This is a genomic window from Psychrobacter glacincola (assembly GCF_904846075.1).
In the GTDB taxonomy this organism is placed as follows: domain Bacteria; phylum Pseudomonadota; class Gammaproteobacteria; order Pseudomonadales; family Moraxellaceae; genus Psychrobacter; species Psychrobacter glacincola_C.
In genome coordinates, this window is record NZ_CAJGZH010000002.1 from 917,117 (window position 1) to 939,469 (window position 22,353).

Annotated in this window: 19 protein-coding genes and 1 pseudogene; 10 read left to right on the top strand and 10 right to left on the bottom strand. The window is 41.7% G+C overall.

Features of this window, described 5'->3' with window-relative positions:
- Positions 1-33: 33 nt before the first annotated feature.
- Genes JMW85_RS09965 through arsS form a run of 3 tightly spaced genes read right to left on the bottom strand, consistent with a single transcriptional unit; the run spans position 34 to position 2,655 of the window.
- Positions 34-756: a TIGR04283 family arsenosugar biosynthesis glycosyltransferase gene (locus JMW85_RS09965; protein WP_265090743.1), complete on the bottom strand. Its 723-nt coding sequence runs from the start codon at positions 754-756 to the stop codon at positions 34-36.
- Between the two features lie 39 nt (positions 757-795).
- Positions 796-1,644, bottom strand: coding sequence for a DUF547 domain-containing protein (locus JMW85_RS09970; protein ID WP_201581645.1), 849 nt, complete (start codon positions 1,642-1,644; stop codon positions 796-798).
- Positions 1,645-1,656: 12 nt separating this feature from the next.
- The gene (gene arsS, locus JMW85_RS09975; RefSeq protein WP_201581646.1) at positions 1,657-2,655 is read right to left on the bottom strand and encodes an arsenosugar biosynthesis radical SAM (seleno)protein ArsS; all 999 of its coding nucleotides are present in this window, start codon (positions 2,653-2,655) and stop codon (positions 1,657-1,659) included.
- A gap of 534 nt (positions 2,656-3,189) precedes the next feature.
- On the opposite strand from arsS, the gene JMW85_RS09980 reads away from it, so the two are divergent.
- From JMW85_RS09980 to JMW85_RS10010, 7 genes are all read left to right on the top strand, one after another.
- Complete coding sequence (locus JMW85_RS09980; RefSeq protein WP_201581647.1) at positions 3,190-4,923, top strand: amidohydrolase; 1,734 nt, start codon at positions 3,190-3,192, stop codon at positions 4,921-4,923.
- 135 nt (positions 4,924-5,058) lie between these two features.
- Entirely contained in the window at positions 5,059-6,015 is a 957-nt protein-coding gene (locus tag JMW85_RS09985) for an alpha/beta fold hydrolase (protein ID WP_201581648.1), read from the top strand.
- 143 nt (positions 6,016-6,158) lie between these two features.
- On the top strand, positions 6,159-6,980 hold the full coding sequence (gene dapD, locus JMW85_RS09990) for a 2,3,4,5-tetrahydropyridine-2,6-dicarboxylate N-succinyltransferase (protein ID WP_201581649.1): 822 nt from the start codon (positions 6,159-6,161) through the stop codon (positions 6,978-6,980).
- A gap of 241 nt (positions 6,981-7,221) precedes the next feature.
- On the top strand, positions 7,222-7,953 hold the full coding sequence (queE, locus tag JMW85_RS09995; RefSeq protein WP_201581650.1) for a 7-carboxy-7-deazaguanine synthase QueE: 732 nt from the start codon (positions 7,222-7,224) through the stop codon (positions 7,951-7,953).
- Positions 7,954-8,014: 61 nt separating this feature from the next.
- On the top strand, positions 8,015-9,169 hold the full coding sequence (locus tag JMW85_RS10000; protein ID WP_201581651.1) for a multidrug resistance efflux transporter family protein: 1,155 nt from the start codon (positions 8,015-8,017) through the stop codon (positions 9,167-9,169).
- Positions 9,170-9,295: 126 nt separating this feature from the next.
- Positions 9,296-9,931 (top strand): trimeric intracellular cation channel family protein, encoded by a 636-nt coding sequence (locus tag JMW85_RS10005; RefSeq protein ID WP_201581652.1) that lies wholly within the window; start codon positions 9,296-9,298, stop codon positions 9,929-9,931.
- A 112-nt stretch (positions 9,932-10,043) separates the two neighbouring features.
- Entirely contained in the window at positions 10,044-10,709 is a 666-nt protein-coding gene (locus JMW85_RS10010; RefSeq protein ID WP_045451289.1) for a trimeric intracellular cation channel family protein, read from the top strand.
- 73 nt (positions 10,710-10,782) lie between these two features.
- On the opposite strand, the gene recJ is transcribed toward JMW85_RS10010, so the two are convergent.
- Complete coding sequence (gene recJ, locus JMW85_RS10015) at positions 10,783-12,612, bottom strand: single-stranded-DNA-specific exonuclease RecJ (RefSeq protein ID WP_201581653.1); 1,830 nt, start codon at positions 12,610-12,612, stop codon at positions 10,783-10,785.
- A 320-nt stretch (positions 12,613-12,932) separates the two neighbouring features.
- Here recJ and JMW85_RS10020 point away from each other — a divergent pair, with 320 nt between their 5' ends.
- The gene (locus JMW85_RS10020) at positions 12,933-13,448 is read left to right on the top strand and encodes a hypothetical protein (RefSeq protein ID WP_055123847.1); all 516 of its coding nucleotides are present in this window, start codon (positions 12,933-12,935) and stop codon (positions 13,446-13,448) included.
- Between the two features lie 109 nt (positions 13,449-13,557).
- Here JMW85_RS10020 and JMW85_RS10025 read toward each other — a convergent pair whose 3' ends face one another.
- Complete coding sequence (locus JMW85_RS10025; protein WP_109589185.1) at positions 13,558-13,929, bottom strand: hypothetical protein; 372 nt, start codon at positions 13,927-13,929, stop codon at positions 13,558-13,560.
- 147 nt (positions 13,930-14,076) lie between these two features.
- On the opposite strand from JMW85_RS10025, the gene JMW85_RS10030 reads away from it, so the two are divergent.
- Both JMW85_RS10030 and JMW85_RS10035 read left to right on the top strand, forming a co-directional pair.
- The gene (locus JMW85_RS10030; RefSeq protein WP_201581654.1) at positions 14,077-14,310 is read left to right on the top strand and encodes a hypothetical protein; all 234 of its coding nucleotides are present in this window, start codon (positions 14,077-14,079) and stop codon (positions 14,308-14,310) included.
- Positions 14,311-14,505: 195 nt separating this feature from the next.
- Positions 14,506-14,895 (top strand): hypothetical protein, encoded by a 390-nt coding sequence (locus JMW85_RS10035; RefSeq protein WP_045451282.1) that lies wholly within the window; start codon positions 14,506-14,508, stop codon positions 14,893-14,895.
- Positions 14,896-15,048: 153 nt separating this feature from the next.
- Here JMW85_RS10035 and JMW85_RS10040 read toward each other — a convergent pair whose 3' ends face one another.
- The 5 genes and pseudogenes from JMW85_RS10040 to uvrB all read right to left on the bottom strand — a co-directional run bounded on the left by JMW85_RS10040 (position 15,049) and on the right by uvrB (position 22,124).
- Positions 15,049-15,426, bottom strand: a complete 378-nt coding sequence (locus tag JMW85_RS10040; protein WP_055123844.1) for a hypothetical protein — start codon at positions 15,424-15,426, stop codon at positions 15,049-15,051.
- Between the two features lie 278 nt (positions 15,427-15,704).
- Positions 15,705-16,757: pseudogene (locus tag JMW85_RS10045) on the bottom strand (pyridoxal phosphate-dependent aminotransferase).
- A 546-nt stretch (positions 16,758-17,303) separates the two neighbouring features.
- On the bottom strand, positions 17,304-18,356 hold the full coding sequence (locus tag JMW85_RS10050; RefSeq protein ID WP_201581655.1) for a pyridoxal phosphate-dependent aminotransferase: 1,053 nt from the start codon (positions 18,354-18,356) through the stop codon (positions 17,304-17,306).
- Between the two features lie 456 nt (positions 18,357-18,812).
- Complete coding sequence (locus tag JMW85_RS10055; protein ID WP_201581656.1) at positions 18,813-19,802, bottom strand: AbiTii domain-containing protein; 990 nt, start codon at positions 19,800-19,802, stop codon at positions 18,813-18,815.
- A 204-nt stretch (positions 19,803-20,006) separates the two neighbouring features.
- Positions 20,007-22,124, bottom strand: coding sequence for an excinuclease ABC subunit UvrB (gene uvrB, locus JMW85_RS10060; protein WP_201581657.1), 2,118 nt, complete (start codon positions 22,122-22,124; stop codon positions 20,007-20,009).
- Between the last annotated feature and the right edge of the window lie 229 nt (positions 22,125-22,353).

Consider the following 22,353-nt stretch of genomic DNA (forward strand, 5'->3'; position numbering starts at 1 on the left):
GTAAGAGCTTATTCATGGTAAGAGCTTATTCTTTTATTTATAATAACGCGCTTTGATATTATCAGCTGATACGCCGCGCCAATAATCAAAACGTAGATGCCACATCAAAATAATCGTCCGCCAAGTGCCATGCTGTTGCCAGCGTCTTGCTGATGTGATGACTTTACTTTTTAAACAAGCAGGTTTAGCAATACCTTTTAACTGTTTGCAAAGCTCAACATCTTCCATCAACGCTTGGTTAGGATAGCCACCGATTTGCTTAAATAAAGACTGGCTAATAAAAATAGCTTGGTCGCCTGTCGCGATTCCGCTCAACCGTGAGCGCCAATTAATCATTTGACTGACCAATCGCAGTGTCGGTTGACGACTGGCTATTTGCACATCAAAACGTCCCCACTCTGCCCGTTTCATCGCTTCAGAAACACTCTCTATAGCGTTCATTGGCAATTGCGTATCGGCATGCAAAAATAGTAATACATCGCTAGTTGCTAACGCTGCGCCTGTATTCATTTGCAGCGCGCGCCCTGCTTTAGACTCAGTCATTTGCCAATCAATTTTACGATCAATTTTACGATCATTATCAGGCTTTAACTCATTAATAAAACTTTGGATTATGCCAATAGAATCATCGTTTGAACCACCATCGACCAGTATCACTTGCTGCGGGTTTGGATTTAGCCTATTGATATTATCAAACAATAAAGGCAAATTATCTACCTCATTGAGTACTGGAATAATGATAGAAACCGTTGCCATAGCCGTCATAGTTAGCAGTACTCTTACTTGTTGTTACCATTATTTCTTATTAAGGCTCCAATTATAATCGGTATAACCAATCTTCACTTTTCCTGCTTTTAGCTCAGCCGTTTGCGACTTATTAAGCCCTAAAGACGAGCTGTAACGAGCCAAAAACCCTTCTAAATCATTAGTACCACGCCAGTTGGTTTCAAAGTCTTCTTTATACCATTTAAAAATTGGCGATATCTCTAACGTATTACCTTTGAGACGATTACGACTACTATCCGCGAGGAATTTACTCGTCACTTGCTCTAATTGTTTATCTAATTTACGCCCTGTAAAAGCATCATTTAATAGCGCAGGACAGCCGATGCTCGCACAGTTCACTGCAAAGTGAATACGCGGTTCGTTGTAGCGTTTAGAGCCACGGATTAGATTGTGCTCGATGTCATCAAGCGAGCGCTTTTTGCCTAATAGCGTGACGAAATCCTGTTTCCATGGCGAACCAAATATTCCGCCAATATCTTTAATCGACTTGATGTTAGGATACTTGGTCAAAACCAGCTCTACCGTTCCAGCATTATAGACGTTGATCAAAAATGCCAATTGCTCATCTTTACTCCAAGCGTTAAATTCCGACTGGCTGATTTTACCGGTCGCCGCCATGTAGCTATCAAGTTTGCTTTGATCCGCTTTCATACCGTTGTAATTAACGACTGAGGCTTTGCCACCATTGGTCATGGTGACGTTTTTATTAAGTAAGCTATCCCAAGTGCTGTGATTAAAATCCGCATAACTTGCCATACTGGATAACAGGATAGAAGTGGTCACTGCCGCTTTGATTAATAAACCACTGCTTAAAAAAAGGCTTTTACTATTAAGTCTTCGGCTATTCAATACTGACATGATTGACTCCGGTTAAATCGAGGATATTTCTTCTATCGTCCGATCTGTTGTCTCTTCTTCTAGCGCACCACCGCAGCTACTTCCTTGCCCTGCCGTACAGCCATAGCAATGGTCTGCAATGGCAATGTCATCGCCAGCAGGATTTTGCGTTAATAAATCGCTTAGATGCCGACGGGACTTGTTGGGCACTGGAATCTCTAATTGCTGGTTAAAGTCACAATCAAACAACTCTCCTAACCAATTAACGCTGATGGTCGATCGGCACATGACTTCGGTTAAATTGGCGGCCACATAATTGGCTTTGAGCAAATCCATATAGGGATGGAATTGGTTTTTAGCCAATAGCACCGCACCAAAACGCTGAATGGGCATATTGGTCAAGGCAAATAACTGATGAAATTCGATATCAAAATGCGCTTTTAACTCGCGCTTATAATCCGCTTCAAGCTGCTGTTGATTGGGCGGCAGCGTGGCACCTTGCGGGTTATAAACGAGGTTGAGCGTTAAGTTTGAACCCACTTTGCCATAACCTAAGGCGTTGAGCTTATGCAATCCCAATATACTGCCATCAAATGCGCCCTTTCCGCGCTGCTTATCGACATTTTCTAATGAATAACAGGGCATTGAAGCCACCACTTCGACCTCATTGTCTGCCAAAAACTGCGCCATGTCCTCATACCCGTCTTCCATCAGGATAGTCAGATTACAGCGATCAATTACTGTTACACCCAAGGCACGTGCGGCTGTGACCAAATACTTAAAGTCTTCATGCATCTCAGGCGCACCGCCCGTTAAATCGAGCGTCTCTATATTTTTTGCTTGTAAGACTTCTAGAATCAACTCAACAAGCTCACGCGACATCATCTCTGTGCGGTAAGGACTGGCAGCCACATGACAATGCACACAAGACATATTGCATAAGTAACCCATATTGACCTGTAGCGTGGTTAACTCACGACGTTTGAGCGCTGGGAAATCCGTGTGCTCGAGTAATTCGATAGTTGATTTCATAATGGTATAAAACCCCGTTAGTAGCACCTCTAAAGCAAAAAGGATGACGCAAAAATAAAAGGTTAAAAAAGACAAATTCACACGCAAGCAATTGCTTTTTATGATTATTTCATAAAATTATCATCTCATTTCCAGCCTTGTCACTTTACGATTTATCTAATTAATCATACCTGATTGTGAAACAATATTGACAACTAATAGCGTGATTTTCACCTTTTATGCCAAATGAGCATGACGTTTCGTAGGATGTCATACAGCACTTTTCAATTTGGCTTTTAAGATATTATATTCAGCAGCTTTATAGATCGACCTTCTCATCCAATTGGCAATGCCACAGTTGTCAGTGCAAAACTCTTAAATAGCATTGACCGCACAAGGCTTTATCGCTAAATTGGTTGCAACATTCATATCTTTTAAAACAACATGCACTGATAAAATATAAATACTTTTAAAATATAGAAAGCCCACCACGTACCAATGCTTATGACACACGGATGTAAGCATCAAATCACTTTTAAGGATAACGTAATGAATATGAGCACATTACTAAAACCAACTGTACTGAGCATTGGATTAATGAGTGTCATAGGTTGCACCACCATGCAGACCGCGCCCAAGGATATGAGCAACTCAGCAACTGTCTATTACAATGGCAACATCATCACGATGGAGGGCGATCAGCCACAAATGGCTGAAGCCTTAGTCACCCAAGCGGGCAAGATTGCTTATGTGGGCAATTTACAAGAGGCGCAATCGAAATATAAAAATGCCGCGCAGATTAATCTACAAGATAAAACCTTATTACCCAGCTTTATCGATCCGCACAGTCATTTTGACATGGTGTCGAACACCATGGGTCAGGTCAATCTCAACCCGCCGCCCATCGGTCAAGTCGATAGTATTCCCAAAATGATGCAAACGCTAAAAGATTATAAAGTGGACAATAACATTGCTGATGGCGACTGGATATTTGGTTGGGGTTATGATGAAACTCAGCTCGCCGAGGGGCGTCATCCGACCAAAAGCAAGATTGATAAAGTATTGCCAAACAACCCAGTGTATTTACAACACACAAGTGGTCACATGGGCGTGGCAAATAGCAAGGCGCTTACCATGATGAACATCACTGCTGACAGTAAAAATCCAGCGGGCGGTAATATTGCTCGAATTAAAGGATCTAATGAACCAAACGGTCTCGTACAAGAAACGGCGATGTATCCGTTCGTGCGCAATATGCTAGAAGTGTTAGCGCCGAATCAAGGCAAATTCTTTGAGCAGACGCAAGATTATTATGCAAAGAATGGCATAACGACGGCACACAATGGCTCAACGGCTCGAAACACTATTCAGTTTTTTCAAAAACAAGCCGATGCTGGTAAGCTCAAAATTGACTTGGTCGCACTGGCAGGAGTGAGTGACCTAGATGAGAATTTGGCTGATAAAAACTTCGTATGGAAAACCTATCAAAACGGTTTTAAAGTACAGGGTACCAAAATCGTTGCAGATGGCTCGCCACAAGGCAAGACCGCCTATTTTAGCCAACCTTATCTCACACCAGTTCCAGATTGTGAAAAAGACTGCCGCGGTCTACCAAGTGTCAGCCAAGATGAGCTGAACGAGATGTTTGTCAAAGCCTATGCTCGTGACAATCAGCTCTTTATCCATAATAATGGTGATGGCGCAACCGATATGCTCATCAAGGCACACGAGTATGCCGTCAAAAAGACTGGTCAAGCAGCTGATAAAGATCGCCGTACTGTGCCCATTCATGCTCAATTTGCCCGACCTGATCAGCTAGCCGCATTCAAAAAATACAATATGCTGCCGTCCTTCTTTACCAACCATACTTACTTTTGGGGAGATGTACACGTTAAAAACTTAGGTAAAAAACGTGCCGACTTTTCAAGCCCGATTGCCACTGCTGATAGAATGGGACTTAAATATACCAATCACTCTGATGACACAGTGACACCTGTTGACCCGCTATTTACAGTCTGGTCAGCAGTCAATCGCACTTCGCGCTCAGGTAAAATCATTGGGATAAATGAGCGAGCGACGCCGTATCAAGCGTTAAAGGCCATTACCAGCAATGCCGCTTATGAGTATTTTGAAGAGGACAGCAAAGGCACCTTGACGCCAGGGAAACTGGCTGATTTGGTTATCTTGGATGCCAACCCATTAACCATAGAGGCAAGCAAGCTCAAAGACATCAAAGTCATTACAACCATTAAAGAAGGTCAAACGATTTACCAACGTCCAGTACAATAGTTCATGGTAAGCGCCGTATAATAAGCCAAATTTTAGCAGGCGATTTCAAATCATCATGCCTGCTATTCATTAAGATGATGAACCATTAAAGCCATTTATTAAAAACATTCATTAAAACTGTTTAAGGAACCCTATATGAGTATCAACACCGATACAGGTAACGACCACATTCTCTCCTCCGATAATATTCATTACTTGCATCATAGTTTTTTTGAACCAAGCCATGAAAACACAGCGGTAAAAGCCACGTTACTGATTGTCCACGGTATGGCAGAGCATAGCGGACGTTACGCAGACTTCGCTCAGTTTTTAGCGGATAATGGTATCGCAGTGGCAACTTATGACCATTTGGGACATGGAAAGACCGTCAAAACATCAGCAGATTTAGGTTTTTTTGGTGAAGAGCATCCAGTACAGTCCCTGCTAAAAGACGTCATTGTCATGGCAGATAGCTTAAAAAACCGCCATCCTGACGTGCCACACTTTGTAATGGGTCACTCTATGGGCTCGTTTATTGTGCGTAATGTCCTAAAGCACCATGCACACAATTTTACAGGTGCTATTTTGATGGGTACAGCAGATGCCAACCCCTTGACTAAAGTACTACTCCCAGTCAATAAAGTACTGGCAAAAGTAGCACCCAAAAAACCAAATGCAATGTTTGCCAAGGTGATGAATAAAGTCTTGAATAGTAAGCTTGAAGATCGCATCTCTTCATCAGAATTTGCATGGTTAACTGAAAATCCTGCCGCCATTGAAGCCTATGAAGCAGATCCCTTAACGGGCTTTGATTTCACCAACAATGGCTTTATGACATTATTCTTTCTGATGGAAACTGGCTTAAACAAAGGCTGGGCAATGACTATTCCAAAAAACTTCCCGATGCTATTTATCAGTGGCGAAGATGATCCTATTGGAGATATGGGCAACGGCATCCGCAAAATTGTCACGCGCTTAAACAAGCAAAATTTCAGTCAAGTAGATATCCAACTCTACCCAAATATGCGTCATGAGCCTTTGCATGAAAAAGACCACCAAACCGTTTATGAAGATATCTTAGAATGGATAGAAAGCCATAGTTCAGACAATTAACAGCAGCGCTCATCTTGGCGGTTAACTCGTTTGCTAAAAGTTGCCAAATTAGCGACAATACGGCAAGCAAGTTTTTACGCCAAGTCATGCGAGTTATTTAACGATAATATATGCTTTACCTTCCACTAACTTTAGGAACCTTTATGTCATTACAACAAACCATCGAACAAGCCTTTGAAAAACGTAACGAATACAGCCCAAGCACGATGCCACAAGACGTGCGTGATGCTATTAATCAAGTGCTTGAGCAACTAGATAACGGTACATTGCGCGTTGCAGAAAAAAAGGATGGCGAATGGGTCGTCAATCAGTGGGCAAAAAAAGCCGTCTTGCTCTCTTTTCGCTTAAACGACAACTATGTTCAGGCAGCGGGCGAACATGTGCAATTCTATGACAAAGTGCCGACTAAGTTTGCCAACTGGACCGAAGCACAGTTCAAAGAAGCTGGCGTACGCGTTGTACCACCAGCCGTTGCTCGTAAAGGTTCATACATCGCAGCTGGTGCAGTATTGATGCCGTCGTATGTCAACATCGGCGCGTATGTCGATCAAGGCGCGATGGTAGATACGTGGGCGACCGTGGGTTCATGTGCCCAAATTGGTAAAAATGTGCATTTATCAGGTGGCGTTGGTATCGGCGGCGTATTAGAGCCATTACAAGCGAATCCAACTATCATCGAAGACAATTGCTTCATCGGTGCGCGTTCTGAAATCGTTGAAGGCGTAATCGTCGAAGAAGGCGCTGTTATCTCGATGGGTGTATTTATCGGTCAATCAACGCGCATTTATGATCGCGAAACTGGTGAGATTCATCGTGGCCGTGTACCAGCAGGCTCTGTTGTCGTACCAGGCAGCTTACCGTCAGAAGATGGTACGCATAGCTTATATGCTGCTATCATCGTCAAAAAAGTCGATGCACAAACCCGCGCTAAAACATCAGTCAATGAGCTATTGCGTTTAGCCTAGTATTTTTAATACTTAGAGTCTCGTACCCAAACCGTACGGACAGCGACAGATCCTCCTTATTAAAGACGCTGAAGAAAACTTCAGCGTCTTTTTTGCAGCTTAATAGAGGGTGGTGCGTTATAATCCCTTTTTTTAGTTTGGCTTTATCCAAACGCAAAACGCCCATACCAGAACCTGCCTTTTTATTACCATTGATAAATGCCTCATCCCATTATCAATCTTTAACTGTATTTGACATATTATGAGTGAATCACTATTACGCACCGCCGCCATTCCTGTCACTGACCCTGAAGCAGGTCTACGTTTGACAGAAATTTTTTATTCTTTGCAAGGTGAAGCGCTGACCTCAGGCTTGCCAACGATATTTGTGCGCTTGACCGGCTGTCCACTTCGCTGTGTCTATTGCGATACTGAATACGCCTTTACTGGCGGCGAGCGGCAGTCGCTAGAAACCATTATAGAGACCATCAAAAGCTATCCTTGCAAGCGTATTTGTCTGACTGGCGGCGAGCCTTTAGCTCAGCCGAACGCCATTGAACTAATGAAGCGCTTACTGAACAACGGTTATGAAATCTCGCTTGAAACCGCAGGCGCGCTCACGGTAGCAAACGTGCCAAAAGCCGTCAGTAAAGTCATGGATCTCAAAACGCCAAGCTCAGGCGAAGTCGATAAGAATCTATGGTCAAATCTCGACCACCTCACTCAGCATGACCAAATCAAGTTTGTCATTATGAATCGTGAAGATTACGACTGGGCGAAAACCAAGCTGTTTGAGCATAAATTAAATGAATTGGTCGATACGGTTTGGTTTTCGCCGATGTTTAATGTCGCAGAGGATATCGACGACGAAGTCAGCCCCGATGTACCTTTGTTGGCGCGCGAACTTGCAGAATGGATGTTGGCTGACGCGCTGCCCGTACGCTTCCAATTGCAACTGCATAAAATCATCTGGGCAGATGCTAAAGGTAAATAACAGTCTAATTATCTAAACGGATATTCAATATAAATAGCGACCCAAGGATAGGAATATAGGTATGGTCAAACTCATTTTATTGGGCTTATTATCGGGGGCATTTTTTAGCTCGACGTTTGTGTTAAACGAAGTTATGAGTGCGGCTGGTGGGCATTGGTTTTGGTCAGCTAGCCTTCGCTATGCATTTATGTGGCTAATACTCACGGCTATTATAATTATGCAGCATGGTTTTGGGCGTATTACGGAGCTGATGACTATATTCCGTCAACATTGGGGCTTTTGGTGTATTACGGGCAGTATTGGTTTTGGAATTTTTTATACAGGAATATGCTACGCGGCTGATCATGTCGCAGGCTGGGTAGTCGCCGCGACTTTTATGTTTACCGTGGTTGCAAGCCTACTCGTTTTGCTAGCATTCGGACAACGTTTTGATAAAAAATTCATTGCATATGCGTTATTAGTATTTGCTGGCGTGGTACTGGTCAATATCAGTGAAGGACTGCATGCTGCTTCTTTGCTAGATGCTGATGCAGTGCCTATGAAAGATATGCTGCTTTATGGTGCCGTGCCTGCTCTAATAGCCGCCTTTAGCTATCCCATTGGTAATCAGTTGGTTTGGCAGGTATCTTACAACGCTCGCAAGCGTAGTGCCGAGCCTACTAGCACTCAAAAAATTGATATCCAAGCCAACGAGATTAGTAAAAAAACAACCTCACTTATTACAGAAGCATCTGCGTTGTCAGCCGATATGAGTTATACGGCGGACGCGGTCAATTGCTTAAACCTTAACCACCCCACTCAAACCTTGCCGAGCTCTTTGCTGCAAACTTTAATCGCACGTATACCTGCTATCAAAACCACCCTGCTACAAAATGCCTTTAACAAAGTATGGTTAATGACCTTGGGCAGTCTGCCATTTTGGTTGGTTTTGGGTCTTGTCGTTCATCCGGATTTGCCTGATACTAAGCAGGTATTCAATACCTTACTTGTGGCTCTATTGGCAGGCGTGGCGGCAACCAGTATCTTTTTATATGCCCGTGAAAAAGCGGAAACTTCAAGCGAAGTGGCTGGGGTTGATGCCACTCAGGCAAGTGAAGTGATATTTGCCTTAATTGGCGGTATGCTATTGCTCAATAATACTTTGCCATCAGCGATGGGTTTAATAGGTATTGCTCTGATTATCGTTGGGCTTATTCTATTTGCAAAAGATGGCTAAACTACTACCTAAAATTAGGTTAACTCTATTTAAATTATTCATATAAACAACTTCAAAACTAATCTATTCCAGCCCAGCCCAGCCCAGCCAATCTATTTTGATGGCCATTATATTGGTAATATAATCATGGTTAATGATTTAATTTTTCCTGATATTTTATTATATTTATTAGATATGGTTGGTGTGATTGCTTGTGCGATCGCAGGTACACTGCTGGCACAGCACAAAGGCTTTGATATTGCTGGCTGTATCTTGGTTGCGATGGTCAATGCTATCGGCGGCGGTACACTACGTGATATGGCGCTAGACCGTCATCCGCTATTTTGGATGACTGACCTCAATTATGTGATCGTCATCACAGTGACATCGCTTATTTTACAAATATTCTTTCATCTGTATCATAAGATTGATAAGGCATTGAAGCTGTTCGATGCCATTGGGTTGGCGGCTTTTAGCGTGATTGGTTTTAAGATAGCATTGACACAAGATATGTCACCTATTATCGCTATTATGATGGGGGTTTGGACGGCTATTATTGGTGGTCTGCTACGCGATATCATCTGTAATGAGATACCACTGTTACTTCAACGCGAGATTTATATCTCTGCTAGTATTGTAGGTTCGATCACTTATCTGCTGCTTGATCGTTTGGGTGTAAATGCTGGATTGAATGAATTTATTATGCTGGGCGTTATCTTTGCTGTACGGATGCTAGCATTGCGTTTTGATTGGCACCTGCCTTCTATACGTTTGGTGAAATAAGACCGATATATATGGTTTAAACACTAGAGCGTGTCCTCAATTCAATCGTTTACTTTCTAAGTGGGCTAAAAATAATCAGACAATCATCATACAAACTTAGTGAGACTTGCTCATGCTGGCTATCGCATTGAACCCTTCAGCACTAATCACTACGTTTGACCCACGCTCTCTCATTTATCTTTTTGATATGATTGGTATTATCGCTTGTAGTATTTCAGGCACGATACTGGCAAAACACAAAAATTTTGATGTTTTTGGTTGTTTGCTGGTGTCTATTGTCACCGCTATCGGTGGCGGTACTGTGCGTGATGTCATTTTAGATCGCCATCCACTATTTTGGATGGTGGATATGAGCTACCTGACTGTTATCACCCTCTCTTCATTAGTGATGCAAATATTCTTTCATCCCAACTCTAAACGCGTTAATAAGTTTCTCAAACTCTCAGATACTATTGGACTGTCAGTTTTTACCTTAATCGGTATCAAGGTTGCCGATAGTATGGGTGCAAATGTGCCCGTGGCATTATTACTTGGGGTGATTACCATTATTGTCGGCGGTATCATCCGCGATATGATCTGCAATGAGATTCCGCTGGTGTTGCAGCAAGAGATTTATATTTCGGCAGCTTTGGCTGGCGGCATCCTCTATTTCGCACTACACAATCTGGGTGTGACAGCTTGGATTGCTGACATCGCTACTATGGGTACGATTTTTACCTTACGCATGCTCGCCATTCGTTATGACTGGCAGTTTCCAACCATCGAATGGAAATACTAAAAAAGCGTCAACCTTAAACAAAGTCGACGCTATATTTGCTACTGGTTGAGTATCTTATAATAAGATAATGCCATCATTCCTGTACGACTGCTAAATCCTTTACCATCAACTGTAGACTTTGTTTGCCGTTCCACTCGTTGATGTCTAGCTGAAATAATACATGCACTTTTTCCGCACGATAATCCCATATCTCGCTATCAAAGTTAAAATAAATTGCTTCAATCGGATATTGCACATCAGGGTAACGTAGCGAAAGCTTAAGGTGCTTGTCTTTTAATATCTTAAAGCTTAACACTTCAAAGACCCCATCAAATATTGGCGGTGCAAAGCCATGACCCCAAATATTGGCATCAGCTAAGTGTTCAGCAAACCACAAGCTAAAGTCACTCGCCTGCAACGTGCCATCAGTGAGTTTTTGCTCAGCAAACACCTCATTATCCATCTGTGCCATGACGTCATTAAAAGCCATAACAAACCCATCAAAGTTACGGCGTTTGATCGTTAAGCCTGCTGCCATCGCATGACCACCAAAATGACTGATTAAATCAGGATGGCGCTCGGCAACCTGCTCAATCGCATCACGAATGTGCACGCCAGCGATGGAACGCGCCGAGCCTTTGATAGGGTCATCTTCAGCGGTACGCTCTGTGTCCGCAGGAGCAAAGACGATACTTGGCAAATAATGACTTTCTTTTAACCGTCCAGCGACAATGCCGATGACGCCTTGATGCCAATCATCTTGGTATAAAACGATACTGCGTTTATGATTATTATTCGTCTTTTTCTCAGATCTATTTTGAACAATAACATCGCCGCTTTCACGGTTATCCGCCGTAGCCTCATCGTCCATGTCTGTATCCGCAGCGGCTAATGTCTGTACGATGTTATCCGCTTGCGCGCGCATCTCACCTTCTACCTGCCGACGCGTCCGGTTTAACTGCTCAAGCTCTTGCGCCAAACGCTGCGCCGTACTCCAGTCCTCGGTCAACAAACACTCAATACCGACGCGCATATTGTCCATACGACCAGCGGCATTGATACGAGGTCCTAAGACAAACCCAAAATCCTGCGCCTGCAACTGCTTAGGATCTCGCCCTGCTTGTTCAAGGAGTGCCAAGATACCGAGCGAGCAACGCCCTTGGCGGATAGCCGCCAGTCCATGATGCACTAAAATGCGATTGTTTTTATCAAGCACCCCAACGTCAGCAATCGTTCCTAATGCCACCAAATCCAAATATTGACTCACTTGCACGGTAGATTTACCGGCTTCGCGGCGCAGCTTGGCTAAGCGTCCAAGCACATAAAATGCCACACCCACTCCTACGAGCGCTTTACTGCTAAAGTGACAATCGAGCTGATTGGGATTAACCACAGCCTCCGCAGGCGGTGTTTCTTTAGTCGTCAAATGATGATCAGTAATAATCACAGTGATGCCATCGGCTTGCGCACGAGCCACGCCTTCATGGCTTGAGATACCATTATCAACAGTCACTATCACCTCAGGATGATACTTCTCAATACCCAATTCGACAATTTCTGGTGTCAAACCATAGCCATACTTAAAACGGTCAGGCACTAAAAATTCAACGACTGCGCCCATTTTTGTGAGCGCACGCATCATCAATGCGGTACTGGTCGCACCATCACAGTCAAAATCACCCACGATAAGGATACGCTGACCGGCATCGATGGCGACGTCTAATAGACGCACTGCTTCGGTGACACCATGCAGCATTTCGGCTGGCAATAGCGCAGAGAGTTGCGTCTCTAGCTCATCAGGTCGAGTAATGCCGCGACCTGCGTATAAGCGGGCAAGCGTCAATGATTGGGCGGCAAGTGGTTGCAGCGCGGCGGGCAACTCGTCGATGCGAGTGCTGGTATAACGGGGGGTTAAATTTAGCATGTGCATATTCTACTGGCTTTGGCAGAGGGTCACAATGACAATTTTTGGTGGCTTGGTTTATCGTTTTTTGTTGCAGTACATTGTGATAAGCCATATTTTAATACTAGCATGGAGCAAATAATTCATACTCTATCCATATAATATGCATAATATTTCATTTACAAAAACGGTGTATAGCGACTGCATTTTTCTGCATTTTGCTACAAAGCAATGATTGTATGCCGCTCAGAAATCCATAAAATGGTAAACAACTGAGATACTTGCTATCTATTAAGATTTTTTGTTTGATTTTTTATTTTAACCATTTATAAGGATGCTTTATGAAAACCACACCACTGGCTGAAAAGTTACCAAATACCATTGACCCTAGCTTGGATCTTGAACAAGTAAAAAAAGAATGTCAAAAGCTGGTTAAAAAACGCGCCAAATATTCTGCTGGTGTTGCCATCGTTCCTGTACCATTTTTTGATGTCGCAGTAGATGCAGGTATGCTTACTCAACTATTACCTGACATTAGCGAGCGATTTGGCTTACTTGAAGATCGTAAGGCGGCAGTTGATTTAGAATCACGAGCCATTCATTGGGGTGCATTAAAAGATCGTACTGTCGATTTTGCAGGGTTGATGGCGACACGTGGTATTGTTAAAAAGACCGTACAAGGCTTTGGTGGTCGTATCGCTGCCAAACAAGTAACGAAATTTATCCCATTAGGGGGTCAAATGGTTGCTGCTACAATGGGCTATATGATTTTCAAAAAAATCGCCAATGACCACATCAATGAGTGCTACAAGCTCGCAAAAGACATTCAGCAAAAGCAACACGGTAAAAATGTCTAAAACAGTTAAAAAACTGACATCAACTTTATAAGATAAAACCAGCTAAGAGCCATTGCCTTAGCTGGTTTTTTTATGCTGAGCTACGTATATATGGGTTTAATTTTTCAATTTAATAATAGCCTTTTTCATAATACATCTCTAACTCAGAATACTCTATGTCACTAATTATAATAATGTTATCTGCATAAGGACGATACTTTCTAACCATTATTTTTGCCGCTGGTTTGTTCTTTATGAAAATGACGCCATCTTTGAGCCGAACATCGTTATCAAAACTAAATCCATCTCCCATGACTTTTGATGTAGAGCCTTTCCAATGACACTGCTGTACGTGATAATCAGACATCACATATACACTTCTTATAAAAAAAAGGCTGAGTGTCAAAGCAATTAAAAGACAGGGTATTGATAGCTTTTTATCCATTGAATCTCTAATTGAATTTAGGAAACCTATTTTGATGAAATAAATATTCCTGTCCATGCATGTTTCATGATATCTCGATGCATAGCATTAACAGTGGAAAATAATAAACACGCTACCCAAATATAGCAATACTTCATGAATATTTCACCTCTCTCAGTTAATGAACTCGTTAAAGTAAGATAAATTTTATTCTTGGATTATGGTATGCCAAACTTTAGCGTAGATAGTTATGAGCTCACGTCAACACTGATATTGCTATTGGGTTGCCTCATTATTTTCATCGCCAGTATTTCTGCGGCGTTCAATGACAATTTTGATGCTTTTTCATGCAAACACCTCACCACTTGGTTATTTATCGTCGGTGGTTTATTGATGATTGTCGGCTATATTGGTTATAAAGCCTATGCATATTATCACCCTTATGCGTGGCTGGATTGATAACGACAAGCTTTGATAAAAAAAGCTTTATTCAATACTAATAATAGTTGGTGGTGTTATTAATAAGTTTTGCTGATAATATACGACCTGCTTGGAAAAAATACATGTCAATTAGCAAACATCACCTCCTACAAAATACCAGTTTCTATTAAGCATAAACCTTAAAACCAATAAAAATCTTAAAGGATCAGACCCATGAAAAAAATCTTAATATCAACGGCTATGCTCGCTACCCTCGCTCTATCTGGATGCACAACGACTGGTGGTATGAATAATAATGCAGGTACTGCTATCGGTACTGCCAATGAGATTGGTATGAATGTCTTTAAATCAGCGATTGATAACCAATGCCGCAGTCAGATTGAAAAGCAAACTGCTTGGCGTGTGGCTAGCGTCGCTATGACCGACACACAACAAGAAGCTGTAAAAAGTAATGTTTGTGGCTGTGTCAGTGAGCAAGCGCCGCAGCAAGTGACACTCGTTGAATTGGGCAATGCTGCTATAGATTCGCAATATCGCACACAGCTGGTCACGAAAGTCGTCGCAAAATCTCTACAAAGTTGCTATACCAGTTTTATGAAATAAAATATGATATATCTACTGATTTGTAGTAGATATAGTTGCATAACATTCAAGTTTTAAGACATTAAAATAAGACCATAAAAAGGGTGCGTTATAAATAACGCACCCTTTTTATTGCTAAGTCTTTATACCATCCACTTATCTTATTAACTTGGCTTAGAACTTGTTTTTGTCGACTGGATTCTGTGACAAAGCTGCTGTAAAGGGCAGTATTTTGCTGCGACTAAAATACTTAGAAGAGCCATCGATAATCTTATCTACTTCTTTAATCAAATCATTAATAACGTCATCATAAACGCCATGATATAGTTCGGTTTCGAATGCCGTAAAGGGATGCTTACGTGATGCCGAGCCGACCTCTGTCACGCCTTGCTTACTATAAAAAATATCGACTCGACCATCACTGTTGAGTACACAGTTTAATACTCCGCCCTCCAGCTCCATCTCTACTCGCTCAGGCATAAAAATATAATCGTCTACATTAATGAGTTTTTTTTCTACTTCTCTCTTAAAAAATGATTTGATATCAAACATGAATATATCCCTGACCTTAAAATTATAATATACGTTAGCACGCCTGATTTTACAGCCACTGTCCAGCATGTAATCTGCTGCCTGTTCGTTCGTGCTTTATGAATCAATACTATAAGATGACGTGATATTTTTTAAGACAGGATATGTAAAACTGCGTTTGATGTTGGTAAAAATAGAATGTTAGCTGTAGCTCCTTTATCCTATTGCAATAAAAAAAGGAAGTGGCAAACTAGGGCGTGTCCCCTTTTTTAATGATGAAACTACTCTATCTGGCTTAATCACACCCAGCCTTTCTCACGAAACGATTTCAACACCTCAACAAACACTGCCATCTCATCAGCTCTGCCAAGCGTCAAACGATTAAAGCCAGTGATAGGCGCAAACTCGCGACCGACAGCGATGCCATGGTCGCACATCCTATCGATATAGGTTTGTACATCGCCTTTGATTTCGTGAAATATAAAACTGGCTTGTGATGGTAAGTAGCGTAGTCCAAGCTCATTCAACGTCTGCTCAACCAGCTGACGCGATTGATTGGCAGTATGCAAACTCAACGCCAAAAACGCCTCATCATCCAAAGTTGCTATCGCGGCGACAGCACCAGACAGATTGGTGTTATCCACTGAGATAAACGCCTCTAGCTCAATGATCATTTGCGGACTGGCAACGGCATAGCCGACACGCATACCTGCTAGCGCACACAGTTTGGAGAAAGTCCGAACCACGATAATATTGTCTGAGCGCTGCTCTCTTATCTACGCAATCCCACTCTCAAAACTTGGGTCAGTGACGTATTCTGAATAGGCTTCATCTAGCAAGAAATAATGATGGTCTGGTGCCGTTCCTACCCACGCTTTTAACTCATCTGTGTCAGTAATCGTCGCTGTAGGATTATTAGGATTGCAGAGATAAAACAAGCTTATACCATCAAAATCATCAGCCACTTTTTGCATATTTTGTAAATCAAAAGAATAGCTTTCAGGCATCAGTGCTACTTTTACCACGGGCACATTGATAGAGGTTGCATATAATTCCGCATAAGCAAAGGTTGGGTGCGGCACAATTACTTGGAAGTTTCTGCCTTCTCTTAACGCTTTGTTTTGCAGCATTTGTACGACGGTGCGGATATTCTCACTGGAGCCGCTGCCTAGAGATATTTGACTTTCAGTCACGTCATTAATTTTCGCAACTTTAGTAATTAAGGCTACACGCTGGTCATCTGGATAACGAAAGCCGATGTCTAAAGCATCGATAACCGCTTTTTTGGCAGAGTTTGCCATGCCCAGTGAGTTTTCGTTAGAGTTTAATTCTATTAATGGATTGGTAAGCACAATAGTAATACGCCTAATTGATACCCATACCAAATATGCGATGAACAATGTCAAACTCGCTCAGCCAGCGGACGTAGCACTTGCGCTCGTCTTTTTGCTACTCTGATTATTTAGTAGGGTTTATATATGGATGGTGATATGCATTCGGATAATAATGGTTATGGTAAGTGGCATTTACCCTGATTACAAGCGCTCTGAGCGATGAAACTCGTTAGCAGCTGTTATGAGTAAGATGCTCATTTATTAATATTATCCATTAAATAAAAAAGAGCCACCCTATAGGCAACTCACTTTGCAAAACTCTTAGCATTTTTGCTAATGCTAGGGCATGTCCTCATTTTAAAAATGGTGATAAACATGAGATAAATTGCCGTAAAACAAGGAAAGTAGCGCAAATAATATCAAGATATTAAAAAGCTATTTGACGATGTTTGGCAAAATTTAGCCATTTTTAGCCCATTTAGAAAGCAATCGATTGAATTGAGGACACGCCCTAGTCTTTCGAGTTTATCGATATTTAAAATTAGCAGTTTTTTAATGCACTACTTAGACCCAGCCTTTTTCACGGAACAGCTTTAATACTTTAATAAATGCTGCCATCTCATCAGGCGTGCCAAGCGTCAAGCGATTGAACCCTGTAACAGGTGGGAACTCGCGACCAACCTTGATGCCATGGTCGCGCATTCTATCGATATAAGTTTTTAAATCACCTTTTATTTCATGAAAAATAAAATTGGTCTGTGAAGGTAAATAACGCAATCCAAGATCGTCTAATACTGCCTCAATCATCTGGCGCGACTGATTGGTATTGCGCAAACTTAGCGCTAAAAACTTGGCATCATTTAACGTCGCAATAGCAGCAACCGCACCTGACAAGTTGGTGTTGTCCATAGACATAAACGCTTCGACAGCCTCGATTGCTTGCGGGTTAGAAACTGCGTAGCCCACTCGCATACCTGCTAAGGCACATAACTTTGAGAAAGTATGGATAACAATAAGATTGTCGGATAACCCTTGTTTCACCCACTCAATACCGCTCTCAAAGCTTGGATCTGATACGTACTCCAAGTAAGCTTGATCTAATAAAAAGTAATGGCTATCTGGTGCATTACTTATCCAAGTTTTAAGCCTTGAAGTTGATGTAATGATGCCAGTTGGATTGTTCGGATTGCAAATATAAAGTAGGCTGATGCCATCAAAATCGTCAGCTGCTTTTTGCAGTTCATCAAAATCATAATCATAGTTTTCAGCGGTTAATGGTATCTTGACCACAGGCACGCCAATGGAATTTGCATACATCTCTGCACAATCAAACGTTGGCACAGGAATCACCATCTGAAACTGCTTGCCCTCTTTTAATGCTTTGTTTTGCAACATTTGTAAGGTAGCTCGAATATTTTCAGTCGAGCCATTGCCTAATGAGATTTGGTTTTCTGCCACACCATGGATGGTGGCAATTTTGCTAATGAGCGCTGCGCGTGGATTATCTGGATAACGAAAGCCCTCACCTAAAGACTCTATAATGGCTTGTTTAGCAGAATCTGCCATGCCTAGTGAGTTTTCATTCGCATTTAATTCTAAGAATTTATTATTTTGCATGATGGATTATATGCCTCAACGTCCGTTGTTATAAGTTCATATTGCTCATTGATATCATATTAAGGGGCATTTGGTATAAACACAAGTTTTGATATAACCAATTATTAGTTATTAATTTACACCTATAAAGCCCTTCCTGTTAATCCTAATATTAGTTCAACTCAACAGACAGTCATTTGTCATCACCTATACTGCTATGAAATATAAGGCGTAAGTTAACAAAAAATGCTTTCAAGCTATGGTCATTAAGGCTTTTTATTCTCTGCATAAATATCAGGTGCAGCTTCAAATACCAGCCAGCCTTTTATTAATACATACTACACAAAGTAACTATATATTTTAAGTTAGGAAATTTAAAACTATGCTTGATATTAGAAATGATAATATTTTGAGATTGGGATAAAATTAAGCATAGTTTTTATTTATAAGTTTAATTTTATGAAGCAGACAACATATTTATGATTTTTTTCCAAAAGTTGCTAACTCTCCTAAAAACAGATAAGTATGTATGACGGTTAATCTTGCCTCTTCTATGGTCACATCCACATGTACACCTTTACACGTCTTTTCATAAACAACATCTAACCGTGATGCTAAGTGCTCTAACTCTGACTCTAGTAAAGCAAAGCTACCTTTACTGGTACTCAATTCTGATAAGTATGCAAGTAAGCGATTCTTATATTGCTCAGTACCTACTATTCTAACTTTACCTTGTCTATCTTTCCATTCTTCCTGAGCAGGGAAAACTGAATCTGCAACGTCCATCAAAAGGCGACGACATGAAGTTAGTGCTCCAGATAATGATTCAGCAGTTCCATCCTGCATTCTCTCATTAATTGCCAGAACTTTTTCAGCACCTTTAGGACAGTTAGAACGTATAAATGCATCTACTTGCTCTCTAGCACTTTCAAAAATATCTTGGGCAATATCTCCCAACTCTATAGCAAGATATGTATCGGTAACATAGCTATGTATCGCAGACTTCATAGAAGAAAGTAATGACTTACTGTTTGCGTAATTAGTCTTATATTGCAGCTTTAAATTATGTTGAGTAGTTAGCAATGCCTCAGTAGCTCTTTGTTCAAGAAAATCGTTTACCTTAGTTGTGGATTCTGTCGATAATTTAAATGAATTCATCAGAATTCCATCAGATTCGGCATTTGCTTCTAAAGTAGACAGACTTTGAGTATAGTAGGTAGCAGCTTGCATATTAGCTCTACCTGAAGACACCGCATATTTTAGACAGTTTCCCAAACTTTTAAAATCAAAGCTCTTGGGATAACCTCTAGTTTCAAGATCTAACCATGTTTGAGCATCAGTATCCCGCATTAACCTCGCAAGTCTTTTTGATTTCATCAGTATAGAATCAATGTTTGAGCTGGAATGCTCTAGTTCATCTAATAATGATCCACATACCTTTCTTGCTTCATCAATTCGTTTGCTCATAAAGTATCCAAATTTAAAAAAAGAGAATGTTCTTAAGCTTTATCTAAATATCATATTTTTTAATAAAAAACTATTTTTATAGTTAGTCCAAATTTATAGTAGCCTATGTTAAATAAGGCACAAAGTCACTGTAATTAACTAAAATAAGGCGAGCTAACTATCTATTAACCCGCCCTACTGTTTTTATATTCTAAGCCTTACCATCTAAATCAAATGCGCTTTTAACTCTAGCACTTTATCTCTCGTTTTCGCTGCATCCTCAAATTTCAAATCACGCGACATCTGCTTCATAAGCTTTTCAAGACGATTGATTTCTTTCGCCAGCAAACCAGGACTGCGTAAGATGCTAATATCAACATCAGGCAGATTGCTCTTGATTGGAATCACTTGATTGTCATTGGCATTGGCATTCTGATCGTCACCCGTATCGATTTTATCGGTGATACTGCGACGTGCCCCTTTTGGCGTGATGTTGTGTTCAAGGTTAAATGCCACTTGTTTTTCACGGCGACGGTCGGTCTCGTCTATCGCCTTTTGCATACTGTTGGTAATACGATCAGCATAAAGGATAGCCTTACCATTGATATGACGCGCGGCTCGTCCAATGGTCTGAATCAAAGCACGCTCAGAACGCAAGAATCCCTCTTTATCAGCATCAAATATCGCTACTAGCGATACCTCTGGCATATCCAAACCCTCGCGCAATAGATTGATGCCGACCAGTACGTCATGCACGCCTGTACGTAACTCATGAATGATTTGCATACGCTCGACAGTATCAATGTCCGAATGCAGATAAGCAACTTTGACGTCGTACTCTTTTAGATAACTGGTCAAATCCTCTGACATGCGCTTAGTCAAGGTGGTAATCAGTACGCGCTCATCTTTTTCGCGCCGCTTAGTAATCTCTGATAACACATCATCGACCTGCGTCAATACAGGACGAATCTCAATCTCAGGATCAATCAAACCCGTTGGACGGACGACTTGCTCGACCACTTGCTCGCTGTGTTCAAGCTCATACAACGCTGGCGTGGCACTGACATAAATAGTCTTAGGCTTGATACGCTCCCACTCTTCAAACTTCATCGGACGGTTGTTCATCGCACTTGGCAAACGAAAGCCATAATTGACCAAGTTCTCTTTACGTGATCTATCGCCTTTATACATTGCACCGATTTGCGAAACAGTGACGTGCGACTCATCAAGGAATAACAACGCATCTTCTGGAATATAATCAAATAAGGTCGGCGGCGCTTCTCCTGATGGACGACCAGACAGATGCTGCGAGTAGTTTTCGATACCATTACAGTAGCCAAGCTGTTGAATCATCTCAAGATCATACTGGGTACGCTCTTTGAGACGTTGTGCTTCAATCAGTTTATTGTTTTCACGGAAATACTCCAAACGCGGTTCAAGCTCCGCACGAATGGTATGACTGGCCGCCTCTAACTTATTACGCGGCGTCACATAATGCGATTTTGGATAAATAGTAATCCGCGGCACCGTACGCACCGTTTTGCCCGTTAAAGGATCAAACCACGTGATTTTTTCGACTTCATCATCAAACAAATGCACACGTACCGCCAGCTGCTCAGACTCAGCAGGATAAATATCTAGCAGCTCACCGCGCAAACGATACGTACCACGCCCAAAGTCTAGCTCATTGCGCGTATATTGCATTTCAACAAGACGTTTGATGGTAGCAGTGCGATCAATTTTGTCGCCAACGACGATATGTAGCAGCATTTTCAGGTAACTTTCTGGATCACCCAAACCATAAATACACGATACCGAAGCAACAATAATCGCATCACGACGCTCTAATAGTGCTCGCGTCGCTGACAGACGCATCTGATCGATATGGTCATTAATAGCGCTGTCTTTTTCGATAAAGGTATCACTCGCCGCGACATAAGCCTCAGGCTGATAATAGTCATAATAGCTGACAAAGTACTCAACGGCATTGTTTGGAAAAAATGATTTAAACTCTCCATATAACTGCGCGGCAAGCGTCTTATTATGCGCCATGATAATGGTTGGACGCTGCGTCTCAGAGATGACCTTTGCCATGGTATAGGTCTTACCAGAGCCCGTTACACCCAGTAGTAACTGCTCATCCATACCAGAATTAATACCGTTGACGAGTTTTTTAATCGCTTGCGGTTGATCGCCTGCTGGCTCAAATTCGGTGACCATCTCAAAAGCACGACTTGATATTTGCGTCCCAGACGCATTGACACCACTAATTTCAGCTTCACCTTGGAGCTGAGTGGCCAATTGATTTAACTGACGCGACGAGCGCGGTTCAGGCATTCGCATAATGGCTTTCTTCTTCTGAAGGTTTATAACAATGTGGGGTCTAAGCTAGGGTTTTTAAAGGTAATTAAGGGTTTTATATTGTCATCTTCTCTTACAATATTAGCATCTAGACATGACGTCACACGCCCTATTTATAACCAATAAATAGTACCTTCGTTATAAAAAACGCACACAGCATCCGCTAAATTTACAAAGCTTTTCATGATTAACAAACTCATTACACGACCAC

Excerpts from the sequence above, each read along its gene's own strand:
- JMW85_RS09980 (WP_201581647.1), top strand. The coding sequence starts at position 3,190 with ATGAGCACATTACTAAAACCAACTGTACTGAGCATTGGATTAATGAGT.
- JMW85_RS09985 (WP_201581648.1), top strand. The coding sequence starts at position 5,059 with ATGAGTATCAACACCGATACAGGTAACGACCACATTCTCTCCTCCGAT.
- JMW85_RS10005 (WP_201581652.1), top strand. The coding sequence starts at position 9,296 with ATGGTTAATGATTTAATTTTTCCTGATATTTTATTATATTTATTAGAT.
- JMW85_RS10040 (WP_055123844.1), bottom strand. The coding sequence starts at position 15,426 with ATGTTTGATATCAAATCATTTTTTAAGAGAGAAGTAGAAAAAAAACTC.
- JMW85_RS09965 (WP_265090743.1), bottom strand. The coding sequence starts at position 756 with ATGGCAACGGTTTCTATCATTATTCCAGTACTCAATGAGGTAGATAAT.
- recJ (WP_201581653.1), bottom strand. The coding sequence starts at position 12,612 with ATGCTAAATTTAACCCCCCGTTATACCAGCACTCGCATCGACGAGTTG.
- JMW85_RS10035 (WP_045451282.1), top strand. The coding sequence starts at position 14,506 with ATGAAAAAAATCTTAATATCAACGGCTATGCTCGCTACCCTCGCTCTA.
- JMW85_RS10050 (WP_201581655.1), bottom strand. The coding sequence starts at position 18,356 with ATGCAAAATAATAAATTCTTAGAATTAAATGCGAATGAAAACTCACTA.
- JMW85_RS10020 (WP_055123847.1), top strand. The coding sequence starts at position 12,933 with ATGAAAACCACACCACTGGCTGAAAAGTTACCAAATACCATTGACCCT.
- JMW85_RS10055 (WP_201581656.1), bottom strand. The coding sequence starts at position 19,802 with ATGAGCAAACGAATTGATGAAGCAAGAAAGGTATGTGGATCATTATTA.
- JMW85_RS09970 (WP_201581645.1), bottom strand. The coding sequence starts at position 1,644 with ATGTCAGTATTGAATAGCCGAAGACTTAATAGTAAAAGCCTTTTTTTA.
- JMW85_RS10025 (WP_109589185.1), bottom strand. The coding sequence starts at position 13,929 with ATGGACAGGAATATTTATTTCATCAAAATAGGTTTCCTAAATTCAATT.
- arsS (WP_201581646.1), bottom strand. The coding sequence starts at position 2,655 with ATGAAATCAACTATCGAATTACTCGAGCACACGGATTTCCCAGCGCTC.
- uvrB (WP_201581657.1), bottom strand. The coding sequence starts at position 22,124 with ATGCGAATGCCTGAACCGCGCTCGTCGCGTCAGTTAAATCAATTGGCC.
- JMW85_RS10030 (WP_201581654.1), top strand. The coding sequence starts at position 14,077 with ATGCCAAACTTTAGCGTAGATAGTTATGAGCTCACGTCAACACTGATA.
- JMW85_RS10000 (WP_201581651.1), top strand. The coding sequence starts at position 8,015 with ATGGTCAAACTCATTTTATTGGGCTTATTATCGGGGGCATTTTTTAGC.
- dapD (WP_201581649.1), top strand. The coding sequence starts at position 6,159 with ATGTCATTACAACAAACCATCGAACAAGCCTTTGAAAAACGTAACGAA.
- queE (WP_201581650.1), top strand. The coding sequence starts at position 7,222 with ATGAGTGAATCACTATTACGCACCGCCGCCATTCCTGTCACTGACCCT.
- JMW85_RS10010 (WP_045451289.1), top strand. The coding sequence starts at position 10,044 with ATGCTGGCTATCGCATTGAACCCTTCAGCACTAATCACTACGTTTGAC.